The following is a 13,673-nucleotide window of genomic DNA, read 5'->3' as shown; positions in this document are numbered from 1 at the left end:
ACTCTTTGACCTTCGAATCGAAAAATGGACAAGTTTGACCGCAAGATCATCGCTGCGCTGCACGAAAATGGCCGCCTGAGCTTTGCCGAGCTGGCCCGCCGCGTGAACCTGTCCGCCCCCGCCGTTGCCGACCGCGTGGAAAAGCTGGAACGATCCGGCGTGATAGCCGGTTATCGCGCAATCATCCGCCCGGAAGCGCTGGGTTGCCCGATACAATGTCTTATCGAGCTGACGGTAAAAAACCAGGAGTACTACACCGTACTGGAGCTGCTGAAACAGATGCCGGAAATCGTGCACTGCGACTCCATCACCGGCAGCAGCGGGCTAATGATCCGCGTGGCGGTAGACAGCATGGGCACGCTGCAGGCGCTGATCGCCCGCCTGATGCAGTACGGCGACACCAAGACCTCCATGGTGATCGACACCCCCATCGCCCACCGCCTGCCACCAATACCGGAAGAAGACTAAGGACACGCCGTGGCAGAAATGCCACGTGTTCGATAGCCATTACTCGGCAGTTATCCACTGCTTTTTATGTCAGCTATCGCTGGTCAGACGGGTAGCACCGCCAGCCCCGGCAGCCTTTGGCTAAGCTGCGGCCAACCACCAAACCGGTGGCAGCCAAAGGAGCCCGACATGCCCCCCGCTACCCAGACTATTGAGCACCCTCTCTCGCCGCGCGACGCGGCCACCATGGCCGCGCTGCGTGCGCAGACCGCGCCGTTTAAAGGTGCCGTATTCGGCCCGGCAGGCCGCGCGCCCTACGATGGCATCATGCAAGCCGTGGCCGCGCCGGACGGCGTGCACTACCAAGCCGATACGATTGGCGGGGTCAGCGGCTACTGGTGCCTGCCGGCACAGCCTGCCACAGACAGCGCCCTGCTGTTTTTGCACGGCGGCGGCTATGTGATGGGCTCGGCCAAAGCCTACTGCCATTTTGCCGGCCATTTTGCCCGCCTGAGCGGCCAGGCCGTGTTTGTGGCCGACTACCGGCTGGCACCGGAACACCCCTACCCGGCCGCGCTGGACGATGCCGTGGCGGTGTATCAAGGCCTGCTGGCCAGTGGCCGTCAGCGCGTATTGCTGATCGGCGATTCTGCCGGGGGCGGCCTGACGCTGTCGCTGCTGTCACGGCTGCAAGCCATGGCCGACACCACCCAGCCGGTAGCCGCCATCGCCCTGTCGCCGTGGACCGACCTGAGCAATAGTGGCCACAGCCACCAGACACAGCACGATGCCGAGGTATACCTGAGTAAAGCCATGGTAGATGCCTGTGCCGCCATGTATCTGGGCCACACGAGCGCGCAGGACCCCGGCGCCTCGCCGCTCTACGCCAGCCTGCACGGCCTGCCGCCGCTGCAGCTGCACGTTGGCCGCGATGAAATCCTGCTGGACGACAGCCTGCGCTATGCCGAGCGCGCCGCAGACGCTGGCGTGGCGGTGGCGCTGCATGTGTGGGATGGCATGCCACACGTGTTTCCCAATACCACCGGCCTGCTACAGGCGGCAGACGACGCCATGGCGCTGATGGCGGCGTTCATCACCACGCATTTAGCGCGCGTGTAATACCGGCACTACATCGCCCTGTGCGATGTAGCTGCCCCCTACCTGATACAGATCAACACGCCCCGCCTGCGGCCAACCTTGTCGCGTGACAGACAAAAAAAGGCCTGCCCTAGCAGGGGCAGGCCGGAACTATGCACAAAGAAGCAACAGAAAACACCTAAAGAACAAGGTGCCCGTCTCCACACGGGCACCGGGCAATCGGTGCGGCGGGCCATGCCGCCGCAGCCTTCAGAACACGCCACCGATCCGGCTTTGCGGCCAACATCACCGCACCAGCAGACCGCGCGCCGGTTCTTACTTGGCAGCCATCCAGGCCTGGGCGGTATCCAGCATGCGGTTGGAGAAGCCCCATTCGTTGTCGTACCACGACAGCACTTTCACCTGACGGCCTTCGATCACGCGGGTCAGGGTGGCGTCAAACACGCTGGACGCCGGGTTGTGCATGAAGTCGATGGACACCAGCGGCAGGGTATTCACCGCCAGTACGCCTTGCAGCGCGCCGTTGGCCGCAGCGGTGACCAGCTCGTTCACTTCGGCCACGGTGGTGTCACGTTTGGCGGTGAAGGTGAGGTCTACCAGCGATACATTGGCGGTTGGCACGCGCACGGCAAAGCCATCCAGCTTGCCTTTCAGCTCTGGCAGCACCAGGCCCACGGCAGCGGCAGCGCCGGTTTTGGTAGGGATCATCGACAGCGCGGCCGAGCGGGCACGGCGCAGGTCGCTGTGCTCGGTGTCCAGCAGCACCTGGTCGTTGGTGTAGGAGTGCACGGTAGTCATCAGGCCGTGCGCGACGCCGATGGCGTCGTGCAGCGGTTTCACCAGCGGCGCCAGGCAGTTGGTGGTGCAGCTGGCGTTGGACACGATGCTCATGTCGGCGCGCAGGGTGTCGTGGTTTACGCCGTACACGATGGTGGCGTCAGCGTCGTCTGCCGGGGCAGAGATCAGCACTTTCTTGGCACCGGCTTGCAGGTGCAGGCCAGCTTTGTCGCGTTTGGTGAAGATGCCGGTACATTCCAGCACGATGTCCACGCCCATGTCGCCCCACGGCAGCTCGGCCGGGTTGCGTACCGACAGCAGCTGGATAGGCTTGCCGTTGATCACCAGCTTGTCGCCTTCCAGCGCCACGGTGCCAGGGAACGGGCCGTGGATGGAGTCGTATTTGGTCAGGTGGGCGTGCAGTTCCGGGTTGCCCAGATCGTTGATGGCAACGATTTCAATATCCTTGTCGGCAAAACGTTCTTGCCAGGCGCGCAATACCATGCGGCCGATACGGCCGTACCCGTTGATGGCGAGTTTCAGTGCCATATTGTATCTCCTGATTATCGGGTGAATCCTGCGTGCCAGCTGCACGCTTGCTATGGGTACATCCTTGTCCCAATCGGGCTTGTACTCAATCCCTTACAATTCTGTAGTGGGCGTACTACCAACACTTTGCTGCCCTGCATGCCTTGCCGCACGCTATTTGCGGCCAACATGGCTTGCCTTGCGCTGCAGCATAAGCTACCGCCGCCGCCAATTGGAATCGATTTCACTATAGCGCAAAAAAACACCCCGGCAGCGCCGGGGTGGAAGGAGAGCAAAGCCACGGGTCAGGATACCCAGGCTTACCACGGGGCGGCGCCTGCCGCTGGGCGGCAAACACCTGCCTGTCTTGTCATGCACCGGCGCCATGCAGGCACCGGGGCGAACTACGTACTTACTGCAGCTGGCTGGCCAGCGCGGCGGGGTCGCCGCCTTCTACCACCAGGTGTACCAGGTTGCCTGGCATGGCCATGATGCCGCTCACGCCCAGGGCTTTCAGGCTGCCTTCGTTCACGCGGCTGGCGTCGGCCAGCTCCACGCGCAGGCGGCTGCCGGCGACCACTTCCACGGCGCGAATGTTGGCCGCACCGCCCAGCGCAGCTTTCAATGCGCCGCCATCGGCTGCCACGGCTTGCGGGTTGGCCAGCGCGGCGCGGATCTCGTCTGCTACCAGCTCGGCTTCCGGCCCCAGGACCACTTGTACGCTACCGGCTGCCGGCTTGATCATGCCGCGCGAACCCAGCGCTTTCAGCGCGGCTTCGTCGATGGCGTCGTTGCTCACTACCTGCAAGCGCAGGCGGGTGGTGCAGGCGTCAACGCTTTTCAGGTTGGCCGCACCGCCCAGCGCGCCGATGAAACCGCGCGCACGGTCGCTGCCTTTGCTACCCAGGCTGGCGGCGGCGGGGGCACCGGCTACCGCTTCTTCGCGGCCCATGGTCATCAGGTTGAATTTCTTGATGAAGAAGGTGAACAGCACGTAGTACACGGCAAAGTACGCCAGGCCGATGGGGATCAGCAGCAGCGGTTTCTGCGCGATACCGAAGTTCAGCACATAGTCGAACAGGCCAGCCGAGAAGCCAAAGCCCAGCTTCACGCCCAGGGTGTGCATCAGCGCCATCGAGATGCCGGTGAGCACCGCGTGGATGGCGTACAGCGCCGGGGCCAGGAACATGAAGGCAAACTCTACCGGCTCGGTGACACCGGTCAGCGCGGCGGTCAGGCCCATGGACAGCAGCACGCCGCCCACGGCAGCCTTGTTTTCCGGGCGCGCGGCACGGTACATGGCCAGGCAGGCAGCCGGCAGGCCGAACATCATCACCGGGAAGAAGCCGGACATGAACATGCCGGCGGTTTTGTCACCGGCAAAAAAGCGGGTCAGGTCACCGTGTACCACCTTGCCGGCAGCGTCGGTAAAGTCGCCCAGCTGGAACCAGGCAAAGGTATTGATGATGTGGTGCAGGCCGGTGACGATCAGGATGCGGTTCAGCACGCCATACACAAACAGGCCGAACTCGCCCGCGCCGATGACCCAGTGGCCCACCGCGTCGATACCCTGCTGGATAGGTGGCCAGATATAGCCCAGCACCACGCCGGCCAGCAGCATGGCAAAGCCGGTGACGATCGGCACAAAACGGCGCCCGCCAAAAAACGCCAGGTAGGACGGCAGCGCGATATCTTTGTAGCGGTTGTACAGCAGGCCGGCGCTGATACCGGCGGTAATGCCGGCCAGCACGCCCATATTGATCTTGGCGTCGATCACTTTCAGCACGGCGGTCAGTACCAGGTAGCCAATGGCACCGGCCAGGCCGGAGGCGCCGTTGTTGTCCTTGGCAAAACCCACGGCCACCCCGATGGCGAACAGCAGTGCCAGGTTGCCGAAAATGGCATCACCGGCCTGCGCCATCACGGGTATGCCCATCAGGTCGGGCTGACCCAGGCGCAGTAGCAGACCTGCCACCGGCAGGACGGCGATCGGCAGCATCAGGGCGCGGCCCAGCTGCTGTACGCCGGCAAACTTGCTTGAAGTACTCACTGTGTGTCTCCTCTTCGTTTTAATGCAGGCCGCCTGGCGGGAGGATGCGGCGGCCTGACCAGGTCAGCGCAGCAAGGCGGCGGCGTCGGCTTGTAACCGCGCCCGCACTTGTTGCGCCGAATTCAGTGCCTGCAGGTCCAGTGCCAGCTGCTGGCAGGCGGTGCTGTCCAGGCGGCGTACCGTGTCCTTGATTTCCGGTACCAGCTGCGGGCTCACCGACAGCTCGGTCACGCCCAGGCCTACCAGCACCGGCGTGGCCTGCGGGTCGGACGCCAGCGCACCGCACACACCCACCCACTTGCCGTGCTTGGCCGCGCCGTGCACGGTGAGCGCGATCAGGCGCAGCAGCGCCGGGTGCAGGGCGTCAAGGTTGGCCGCCAGTGCCGGGTGGCAGCGGTCCATGGCCAGGGTGTACTGGGTGAGGTCATTGGTACCGATGGACAGAAAATCGGCGTGCTGGGCCAGCTGGTCGGCCAGCAAGGCGGCCGACGGTACTTCGATCATCACGCCCAGCTGCGGGCGCTCGGCCACGCCCAGCTCGGCGGCCAGCTCGTCCAGGCGCTGGCGCACGCGCTGCAGGTCGGCCAGGTCGGCCACCATGGGCAGCAGGATGCGCAGGCGCGACAGCGGCTTCACTTGCAGCAGGGCGCGCAGCTGGGTGTCCAGCACCGCGGGCATGGCAAAGCCGGTGCGGATACCGCGCAGGCCCAGCGCCGGGTTGTCTTCGGCGGGCAGCGGCAGGTAGGGCACATCTTTGTCGCCACCGGCATCCAGCGTGCGAATAATGGCCGGGCGGCCTTCCAGCGCGTCCAGCACGTCCTGGCAGGCGGCGCGCTGTTCGTCTTCGCTGGGGGCGTCGTGTCGGTCGATGAAGAGGAATTCGGTACGCAGCAGGCCCACGCCGTCGGCGCCGTTCAGCACCGCGTCGCGCGCTTCGGCAGCGTTAGCAATGTTGGCCGCTACCTCGATCGCCAGGCCATCGCGGGTACGTGCCTGGCCGGCAGACTGCTCGCGCAGGGTGCGGCGGCGCTGTTCGCGCTGGCTGATGTCCTGGCGGGCGGTGGCCAGCTCGCTAGCATCGGGCTGGGCATCCAGCCAGCCTTCACCGGCGTTCAGCAGCGCCTCGCTACCGGCGGCCAGCGCCAGCGCGGCCGGGCCGCAGGCTACCAGCGCGGGGATAGCCAGCGCACGGCACAGGATGGCCACGTGGTTGGTGGCGCCGCCACGGGCCAGCACCACACCGGCCAGCTGCTCGCGCGGCAGGCGGGTAAGCTGCGACGGGGTCAGGTCGTCGGCTACCACAATGGCTTGCGCCGGCAACTCAGGCGCGGCTTGCTCGCCGCCCAGCAGCACGTCCAGCACGCGGCGCTCCAGGTCTTTCAGGTCGGCTACGCGTTCGGCCAGCAGGGCATTGCCCAGGCCCAGCAGCACCGCGCTTTGCGCGCTGATGGCGCTGCGGTAGGCGTAAGCGGCGCTGCGGCCATCCAGAATGTAGCGTTCGGCGGCCTGCGCCAGCTCGGGGTCGTCCAGCAGCGCCAGGTGGGCGCCAAAGATCTCGCTTTCGGCGTGCGCGCCGCGCTTGTCGGCATGGGCCACGTCGGCGGCCACCGCATCGCGCACTTTTTGCAGGGCAGCGTTCAGTGCGGCCAACTCTGGCTCCACACCATGGCCGCGCTCGGGCACCGGGCGCGCCTGCTCGGCCAGCAATACCAGCGTACCGACTGCCAGGCCGGGTGCGGCGCACACGCCGCCCAGCTTGCCGTCGTCGCGGGTAGCCACTACCGCAGCAGGCGCCGGTGCATGCCCGGCGTGGGTATGCGTTTGCAGCGCCTCGACCAGGGCGGCCAGGGCTGTGTCGGCATCGTCACCTTTGGCATACAGGGTAACCGTATCGTGTTCGCCCACCCCCAGACCCATGATGCTGACCACGCTGCGCGCATTGGCGCGCTGGCCGGCAAAACCGATCTCGAGATGGCTCAGATAGCGGCGGGCTACCGACTGCACCAGCGCACACGGGCGCGCATGCAGCCCGCCTTCGTGCGCTACCACGGCGGTAACGGACAGTTCTGCGCCGTGGACGGCATCAGGGCGGGAGAGAGCACCCTGAGCCGTCACGGTCAGAAAACACGACGCGCCGGCTTCCACAAGTCCGGACGCGTCGAGGGAGAGAGCCATGTCGTCGCTGTTGGTGACCACAACGACGGTAATAAGCGAGGGCGCGCGGCGGGCCACGCTATCGATGTCGATCTCTACCAGCGGCTGGCCGGCGCTAACCTGCTGGCCTTTTTGCACGCGGGTAACAAAACCGCTGCCGCCCAGTTTCACGGTGTCGATGCCGATATGCATCAGCACCTCGGCACCGTTGGCCGCACGCACGGTAACGGCGTGGCCGGTACTGGATACCTGGCTGATTTCGCCATCGCACGGCGCCAGCAGGGTGGAAGACAGCGGCTCAATGGCCAGGCCCTGGCCCATCAGGCCACCGGCAAACACCGGGTCGGGCACGGCGGACAGTGGCAATACCACGCCGGACAGCGGCGCTTGCAGGGTAACGGTTGCAGACATCGGGTTTCCTTCTCTCTGAAAGCGCGCACGCTGCCCCGCAGCCATGCGCGTAAGTCATGCTGTATACGTGCCGCGGGTCATGGCCTGGGCATCGGGATCGTGTTATGGGTGTGGCCAAACCGGCCGGGCGGCCGCCCGGCTGGCACGGTTTATACCGTGAGGGTTTCTTTTTTCAGGTGGCGCGGCGTGTCCGGGTTCAGGCCACGCGCTACCGACAGGCGGGCTGCCATCAGGTAGAAGCTCTGGATGGCCAGCAGCGGGTCCAGCGCTTCGTCACCGGCAGTGGCCAGGGTGAGGTTGCGGCTGGCCACGTTGGCCGGTGCGGCCAACAGTACATTGGCACCACGGCCGCGCATTTCGTCGGCCAGAGCTACCAGGCCGGCTTGCTCGGGGCCACGCGGGGCGAAAATCAGCAGCGGGTAGCCATCGTCCACCAGCGCCATCGGGCCGTGCTTGATTTCGGCACCAGAGAACGCTTCGGCCTGGATGACGCAGGTTTCCTTGAACTTCAGCGCGGCTTCCAGCGCCACGGCAAAGCCCAGGCCACGGCCTACCACCATGATGCGTTCGGCCGGTACCAGCACGTCCAGCGCGCTGCTCCAGTCCTGGCGGGTAGCGTCGGTCAGGTGCTCGGGCAGGTCGTTCAGCGCGGCCAGCAGGGCGGTGTCTTGCTGCCAGTGCGCCACCAGGCGGGCTACCGCAGACAGGGTGGCAATATAGCTTTTGGTGGCAGCCACGCTTTTTTCTTCGCCGGCGCATAGTGGCACCGACCATTCGCAGGCGGCGGCCAGCGGGGAATCGGGCTTATTGACCAGCGCCACGGTACGGGCACCGGCCTGGCCAAGGGCGGTCATGGTGTCGATCAGGTCAGGGCTGCGGCCGGATTGCGACAGGGCCACGGCCAGCTGGCCTTTTACATTGAGCGGTGCTTGATGCAGCGTGAGCAGCGACATGGGCAGCGATACCACCGGGGTGCCGGTGCGCTGCATCGCCAGGTAGGCGAAATAGTTGGCCGCATGGTCCGAGCTGCCGCGCGCCACAGTCAGTGCCAGCTGTGGCGGCGCTTTGGCCAGTTCGCGCGCCAGGACAGCCAGCCCTTCATCGGCATACATGTGCTGGGCAGCTACCGCCTGGGCGGCAAACAGGGCTTCATCAAGCATTAACGAGCTCAAGACACTCTCCTTCTACGAATACGCGTTGCAACTGCAGGTTTGAATCCATCACCACGATGTCGGCCCACGCGCCCTCTTGCAGCCTGCCCCGGTCGTGTACGCCCAGATAGTCGGCTGGGTACAGCGACAGCCGGTTGCTGGCACTGGCCAGCGGCACACCGATCTCTACCAGGTTGCGCAGCGCCTGATCCATGGTAAGGGTGCTGCCTGCCAGCGTACCGTCGGCCAGGCGTACACCGCCCAGGCACTTGGTCACCGTTTGCGAGCCCAGCTTGTACTGGCCATCCGGCATGCCGGCTGCGGCCGTGGAGTCGGTCACACAGAACAGCCGCGGTATCGCCCGCATGGCGGCGTGCATGGCACCGGGGTGCACGTGCAGCAGGTCCGGTATCAGCTCGGCGTACTCGGCATGCGCCAGCGCGGCCCCTACCATGCCCGGCTCGCGGTGGTGCAGGCCGGTCATCGCGTTAAATAAATGGGTAAAACCACTGGCGCCGTGTTCCAGCGCCTTCACACCGTCTTCGTAGCTGCCCAGCGTGTGGCCCAGCTGTACGCGTACCCCCTGGCGGCTTAGCTCGCGGATCACTTCCATGTGACCGGCCACTTCGGGCGCGAGGGTTACCAGGCTGATGGGGGCCAGCGAACGGTAATGGTTAATCTCTTCCATCGCGGCTTCCACCGCGTTATCCGGCTGCGCACCGAGCTTGCCCTTATTGATGTAAGGGCCTTCCAGATGCACACCCAGAATGCGTGCGCTGCCGGGCTGGCGGCTGCGGCTGGCGTCGCCCAGGGCCGACAGCACGGCGGCCAGGGCTTCGCGCGGCGCGGTCATGGTGGTCGCCAGCAGCGAGGTGGTGCCAAAGCGCGCATGGGTACTGGCCACATGCTGGGCGGCACGCCCTGCTTCCATGATGTCTACCCCACCACCGCCATGCACGTGCAGGTCGATAAAGCCGGGCAGGATATAGCGCTCGGCCTGGCCGGCTGCGGCCAACCTGCCCTGTATGGCGGCAATCTTGCCGTCGTCACCTATCTGCAGCTCGCCGTCCATCCAGCCTGCGCTGGTCAGCATGCGGCCTTGCAAAACTCGTGTTGCGTTCATCGTCTCAGTTCAGCCACAAAGTCGTAGTAATCGTTACGACACCAGGTGTCAGTCAGCTCGATGGCTACGTTATCTGCCGTGTAGCCGATACGGGTAATCAGCAGCATGGCCTCGCCCGGCTTGATACCGGCAATGGCGGCAATATCCGGGTTCGCATTCACCGCACGGATATGCTGCAGCGCCCGCACTATCGGGTGGCCCACGGTATCCAGGTAGGCATACAGGGAGCTACCCACCGCCTGCGGGTCTGGCAGGTAGGTCAGGGGCAGCGAGCTTTGCTCGATGGCCATCACCACACCGTCTGCCAGGCGCTGGCGCTTTAGCCTGGCTACCTGGGCATTAGGCGACAAACCCAGCTTGATCACTTCTTCGTGCGTGGGCGTGGCAATACCACGCGACAACCACACCGACGAAGGCTCGAAACCCTTCATCTTCAACATTTCGGTAAAACTGGTCAGGCGCGACAGCGGCTGCTCCAGACGCGGGGTAATGAAAGTCCCCGAGCCATGGCGGCGGCGAATCAGGCCTTGCTCCAGCAACACATCCAGCGCCTTGCGCGCGGTCACACGCGAGATGCCCAGCTCTTCGGAAAAGGTGCGTTCCGAAGGCAGCGCTTCATCCGCCTGCCACCAGCCGGCGTGTATGGCTTCGGCCAGCTTGCGTGAAAACTGCAAGTACAAAGGCGTAGTGGAAGTCTCTTCCGGCTTTAATGCATTCCAGCGGCTATCCATATGGCTACCCTGCAAGTGGTCATTCAAAGGTGCCATTGTAGAACCCTGTGTTTTTCTGCCGAAGCACAACAGGCCGTTCCACAAGCGCAAAAGTAATACCACTACAACACCACGTCAATACCAATCTAGCTATTAGCCGCACAATTGCAAGAAATGCAACACCCTGAAATGTCTTGCTTTCTATCGATAGCATTATCGCTGCAGTGCAAAATGCTGTATGGCTGCTAAAAATTGGCATTTTTATGACTACAAAGTGGTATCGATCTGGTTCCTTAAAAAAGCAATAAAAAAAGCCTGCAATCAGCAGGCTTTGGCAGAAGCGCGACAGATATCAGCCAGCAGCACGCGGCTTGGGCCGCCAACCGATCAACACCACCGCCAAAACGATAATGCCCATGGCGCCCATTTCATGTACGCCCACGTGCTCGCCCAGTAGCCACACCCCCAGCAAAACGGCAATCACCGGGTTCACGTAGGCATAGCTGGTGGCCGCCGCCGGGCTGACACTTTTGAGCAGGAACAAATAGGCGGTATACGCCACCATGGAGCCAAAAAACACCAGATAGGCCACCGCCAGCCAGCCGGCCAGCGGCGGCGTGGCCAGCAGCTGCTCACCGATAGCCGCACTGCCCAGCAACAGTGCACCACCGCCACAAAGCATCATGATCGCACTGGACATCAAGCCCTTGGGCTGCACCAGATGCTTGCTCCAGGCCGAGCCAAAAGCCCAACCCGCCGAGGCAAACAACAGCGCGGCGGCGCCCGCCGGCGAGGCTTGCAGGTTGGCGCCCATATTCAATACCACCATGCCGGCAATGCCCAACAGAATGCCGGCTACTTCCATTTTGCGCGGCACGTGGCCAAAGAAACGGGCAAACAGGGTGGCAAACAGCGGCACGGTGGCCACCACCAATGCCGCCACTCCGGACGACACGTCTTTCTCTGCCAGGGTCACAAAGCCATTACCGATAGCCGGCATCAACACGCCTAGAATGGCGCCGCCACGCAGCTCCTGCCAGGTCGGGTTCGCTTCGCCACGCCAGCGCAGCCAGGCGTACATCAGCGCACCCGCCACGGTGAAGCGCACGCCGGCCATCATGAACGGTGGCCAGTACTCCACACCAATACGGATAGCAAAATAGGTCGAGCCCCAGATGACATAGAGGGCAAAAAAAGCGGCGAGCAACTTGAGCTGGTGGGTACTGAGCGTCATGGCAGGTTTCCTGTGTAGACCCGCAACATGCCTGCTGTACATGACGATTACAAGAGATGAAAACTGAAAAGCCTGTTCTGGGCAAAGCAGAGCGGGGCAAGGCTTTTAGCAGGCATGGCCTGATAGCCCGGCGTCAGAACAGTTTGGTGACCATCACATGGCAATACTGGCGCAGTGTCACCGTATTAAAACCCGCCTTCTGGTAAAAGCGCAGCGCAGGGTTATCCGGATGCACGCTAAGGGATACCTGGGCATAGCCGCGGCATGCGGCCTGGTGCAGCAGCGCCGACAACATTTGCCGCCCGTAGCCACGCTGGCGAAACTCCGGCTCCAGCGCCATGCCCAGCTGCGGGGTAAAAATATCCACATACCCCAGGCCCACATCCTCCGGCAACAGGCGCAGCCAGCACGCACCGACATCCTGTGATGCCAGGCGTGCCACCAAGCCCAGGTCAAAAGGGGAACCCCAGTCGTCACAACTGGCCGTCGCGGGCTGCGTGTCGTGCTGTGCCGTTGCTGGCTGCGCTGCAGCTGGCGCAGTCCATGCGGCTAGCTGCAGCCAGCGGTACAGCTGGTCGTGGTCAGACTCGAGCAAAGGGCGTAAAGAAAGCATGCGGGGTCATTAGCAGGGTATCAACTAAAAAAGCTTATACCATTGCTTATAAGAATTACAAATTATTAAATGTCATAGTCATTAATAAATGCAATATTATCGCTACCCGCGTCGTCAGGCCGGCTGCAGCGCGTAACCCGGCGCAGCAATACCCGGCCACAACTCATACAGCACCTGTGCTTTGTCCAGGCCGCCATGCCTGGGGCTGGCCGGTATGCCCAGCATCATGGCGGCAGCAATGCTCAGCTCACCCGCCAGGTTTTTGGGGCCACGGTCTGCCACCACACAGTCCACGCTTTTTCCCTGGTAACTCACCCGCGCCAGGCAGCCACGCACGATGCCCCGCGTGTGCTGTACCACCAACGGTGGCACCACAATATAGGGCTCGGTAGCCGAATCAACATACGCCGCCGGGTCGTCCGCCGGCATGCCCGGGTGGCGATACCAGGTCATCGACGCGATGATGCCGCCGGGAAACACCTTGGGTTCGTTGTCGGTATCGAGAATGACAATATCGCGCGCCCAGTCGTGCAAGCACACCACCTTGCCGTTCACCCGGCGCATGCCGCCGTTAGCCAGCCATTCCAGCCCTTGATCATCCTCGCGGTACGCTGCCGGGGCACCGTGCTGGCCGTTGGCGCCATCGGCATCAATATCGGCGTCGGCCATGAAATACACCCGCCCGCTGGCGTCTTGCCAGATCTGGCACTCGTAGCCCTCGCCTGTAATCACGCCCAGTAATTCGTCCATGACAGTCTCCCGTTAACAGGCAACCCCGGCGGGGCTGCTGTCTGCGGGATGGCATGGGGTGGGCATCTCTATACAGAAAAAACTGCGCATCGCCATGACACGGCGGCACAACGCTGGCCTGGCGATAAAACCTTGGGCTAGAACAGGGGTAACCCTTACCACGGAGACAAACATGTTCACTTACGTCTGCCTGGGCAGCAATAACCTGCCCCGCGCCTGTCGCTTTTACGATGCCGTCCTCGCCCCGCTGGGCCTGACACGCTGCGATACCTCAACAGAAGACGACGCAGATGCCTGGCCAGGCTGGGGAACCTACACCGACCAAGGGCGGCAGGAACTGGCGCTGTGGCTCTGCCACCCGTTTGACGGCCGCCCGGCCAGCGCAGGCAATGGCACCATGGTGGCGCTAAAAGCCGGCAGCTGGCAGCAAGTACAAGCCTTTCATGCCGCCGCCCTGCTGCACGGCGGCGTGTCGGACGGTGAGCCGGGCTTGCGCCTGCAATACAACCCGGATTTTTACGCCGCCTACGTGCGCGACCCGGACGGCAACAAGCTGGCCGCCGTGTGCCGTGGCTTTACCCGCGACGACAGCGCACAAACGTGATCAGGGCAGGCCTAGCGGCCTGC

The 13,673-nt window shown here is 63.7% G+C and carries 12 protein-coding genes; 3 read left to right on the top strand and 9 right to left on the bottom strand.

Translation table 11 applies throughout. The features are described 5' to 3' along the window. The first annotated feature begins 24 nt into the window (after positions 1–24). Both FLQ44_RS04495 and FLQ44_RS04490 read left to right on the top strand, forming a co-directional pair. Complete coding sequence (locus FLQ44_RS04495) at positions 25–468, top strand: Lrp/AsnC family transcriptional regulator (protein WP_147693255.1); 444 nt, start codon at positions 25–27, stop codon at positions 466–468. Positions 469–636: 168 nt separating this feature from the next. Beyond that, the gene (locus tag FLQ44_RS04490; RefSeq protein WP_170252789.1) at positions 637–1,566 is read left to right on the top strand and encodes an alpha/beta hydrolase; all 930 of its coding nucleotides are present in this window, start codon (positions 637–639) and stop codon (positions 1,564–1,566) included. Between the two features lie 294 nt (positions 1,567–1,860). Here the strand turns inward: FLQ44_RS04490 and gap are convergent, their stop codons facing one another. The 9 genes from gap to FLQ44_RS04445 all read right to left on the bottom strand — a co-directional run bounded on the left by gap (position 1,861) and on the right by FLQ44_RS04445 (position 13,046). Further along, positions 1,861–2,871: a type I glyceraldehyde-3-phosphate dehydrogenase gene (gene gap, locus FLQ44_RS04485; protein WP_147693253.1), complete on the bottom strand. Its 1,011-nt coding sequence runs from the start codon at positions 2,869–2,871 to the stop codon at positions 1,861–1,863. A 391-nt stretch (positions 2,872–3,262) separates the two neighbouring features. Continuing rightward, positions 3,263–4,900, bottom strand: coding sequence for an N-acetylglucosamine-specific PTS transporter subunit IIBC (gene nagE, locus FLQ44_RS04480; protein WP_147693252.1), 1,638 nt, complete (start codon positions 4,898–4,900; stop codon positions 3,263–3,265). A 63-nt stretch (positions 4,901–4,963) separates the two neighbouring features. Continuing rightward, positions 4,964–7,465, bottom strand: a complete 2,502-nt coding sequence (gene ptsP, locus FLQ44_RS04475; protein ID WP_147693251.1) for a phosphoenolpyruvate--protein phosphotransferase — start codon at positions 7,463–7,465, stop codon at positions 4,964–4,966. Between the two features lie 149 nt (positions 7,466–7,614). Continuing rightward, on the bottom strand, positions 7,615–8,637 hold the full coding sequence (locus FLQ44_RS04470; RefSeq protein ID WP_240801179.1) for an SIS domain-containing protein: 1,023 nt from the start codon (positions 8,635–8,637) through the stop codon (positions 7,615–7,617). After that, the gene (gene nagA, locus FLQ44_RS04465; protein ID WP_170252787.1) at positions 8,618–9,739 is read right to left on the bottom strand and encodes an N-acetylglucosamine-6-phosphate deacetylase; all 1,122 of its coding nucleotides are present in this window, start codon (positions 9,737–9,739) and stop codon (positions 8,618–8,620) included. Before nagA ends, FLQ44_RS04470 begins: the two co-directional genes overlap by 20 nt. Beyond that, on the bottom strand, positions 9,736–10,506 hold the full coding sequence (locus tag FLQ44_RS04460) for a GntR family transcriptional regulator (RefSeq protein ID WP_240801178.1): 771 nt from the start codon (positions 10,504–10,506) through the stop codon (positions 9,736–9,738). The genes nagA and FLQ44_RS04460 overlap by 4 nt, the downstream gene beginning before the upstream one ends. Before the next feature lie 295 nt (positions 10,507–10,801). Continuing rightward, positions 10,802–11,683 carry a drug/metabolite exporter YedA gene (gene yedA / locus FLQ44_RS04455; RefSeq protein WP_147693249.1) on the bottom strand — a complete coding sequence of 294 codons (882 nt, stop codon included), beginning with the start codon at positions 11,681–11,683 and terminating at the stop codon, positions 10,802–10,804. Positions 11,684–11,816: 133 nt separating this feature from the next. Beyond that, on the bottom strand, positions 11,817–12,296 hold the full coding sequence (locus FLQ44_RS04450; RefSeq protein ID WP_147693248.1) for a GNAT family N-acetyltransferase: 480 nt from the start codon (positions 12,294–12,296) through the stop codon (positions 11,817–11,819). A 114-nt stretch (positions 12,297–12,410) separates the two neighbouring features. Next, positions 12,411–13,046, bottom strand: a complete 636-nt coding sequence (locus FLQ44_RS04445; protein WP_147693247.1) for a glycoside hydrolase family 75 protein — start codon at positions 13,044–13,046, stop codon at positions 12,411–12,413. Between the two features lie 172 nt (positions 13,047–13,218). Here FLQ44_RS04445 and FLQ44_RS04440 point away from each other — a divergent pair, with 172 nt between their 5' ends. After that, positions 13,219–13,650 carry a VOC family protein gene (locus FLQ44_RS04440; RefSeq protein ID WP_147693246.1) on the top strand — a complete coding sequence of 144 codons (432 nt, stop codon included), beginning with the start codon at positions 13,219–13,221 and terminating at the stop codon, positions 13,648–13,650. Positions 13,651–13,673 lie beyond the last annotated feature (23 nt).

Source organism: Vogesella mureinivorans (assembly GCF_007644035.1).
GTDB classification, from domain to species: Bacteria; Pseudomonadota; Gammaproteobacteria; order Burkholderiales; family Chromobacteriaceae; genus Vogesella; species Vogesella mureinivorans.
The sequence above is the reverse complement of the archived record's forward strand: the minus strand, read 5'-3'. Positions and strand labels throughout refer to the sequence as shown.

Excerpts from the sequence above, each read along its gene's own strand:
- FLQ44_RS04495 (WP_147693255.1), top strand. The coding sequence starts at position 25 with ATGGACAAGTTTGACCGCAAGATCATCGCTGCGCTGCACGAAAATGGC.
- FLQ44_RS04490 (WP_170252789.1), top strand. The coding sequence starts at position 637 with ATGCCCCCCGCTACCCAGACTATTGAGCACCCTCTCTCGCCGCGCGAC.
- gap (WP_147693253.1), bottom strand. The coding sequence starts at position 2,871 with ATGGCACTGAAACTCGCCATCAACGGGTACGGCCGTATCGGCCGCATG.
- ptsP (WP_147693251.1), bottom strand. The coding sequence starts at position 7,465 with ATGTCTGCAACCGTTACCCTGCAAGCGCCGCTGTCCGGCGTGGTATTG.
- nagA (WP_170252787.1), bottom strand. The coding sequence starts at position 9,739 with ATGAACGCAACACGAGTTTTGCAAGGCCGCATGCTGACCAGCGCAGGC.
- FLQ44_RS04460 (WP_240801178.1), bottom strand. The coding sequence starts at position 10,506 with ATGGCACCTTTGAATGACCACTTGCAGGGTAGCCATATGGATAGCCGC.
- yedA (WP_147693249.1), bottom strand. The coding sequence starts at position 11,683 with ATGACGCTCAGTACCCACCAGCTCAAGTTGCTCGCCGCTTTTTTTGCC.
- FLQ44_RS04450 (WP_147693248.1), bottom strand. The coding sequence starts at position 12,296 with ATGCTTTCTTTACGCCCTTTGCTCGAGTCTGACCACGACCAGCTGTAC.
- FLQ44_RS04445 (WP_147693247.1), bottom strand. The coding sequence starts at position 13,046 with ATGGACGAATTACTGGGCGTGATTACAGGCGAGGGCTACGAGTGCCAG.
- FLQ44_RS04440 (WP_147693246.1), top strand. The coding sequence starts at position 13,219 with ATGTTCACTTACGTCTGCCTGGGCAGCAATAACCTGCCCCGCGCCTGT.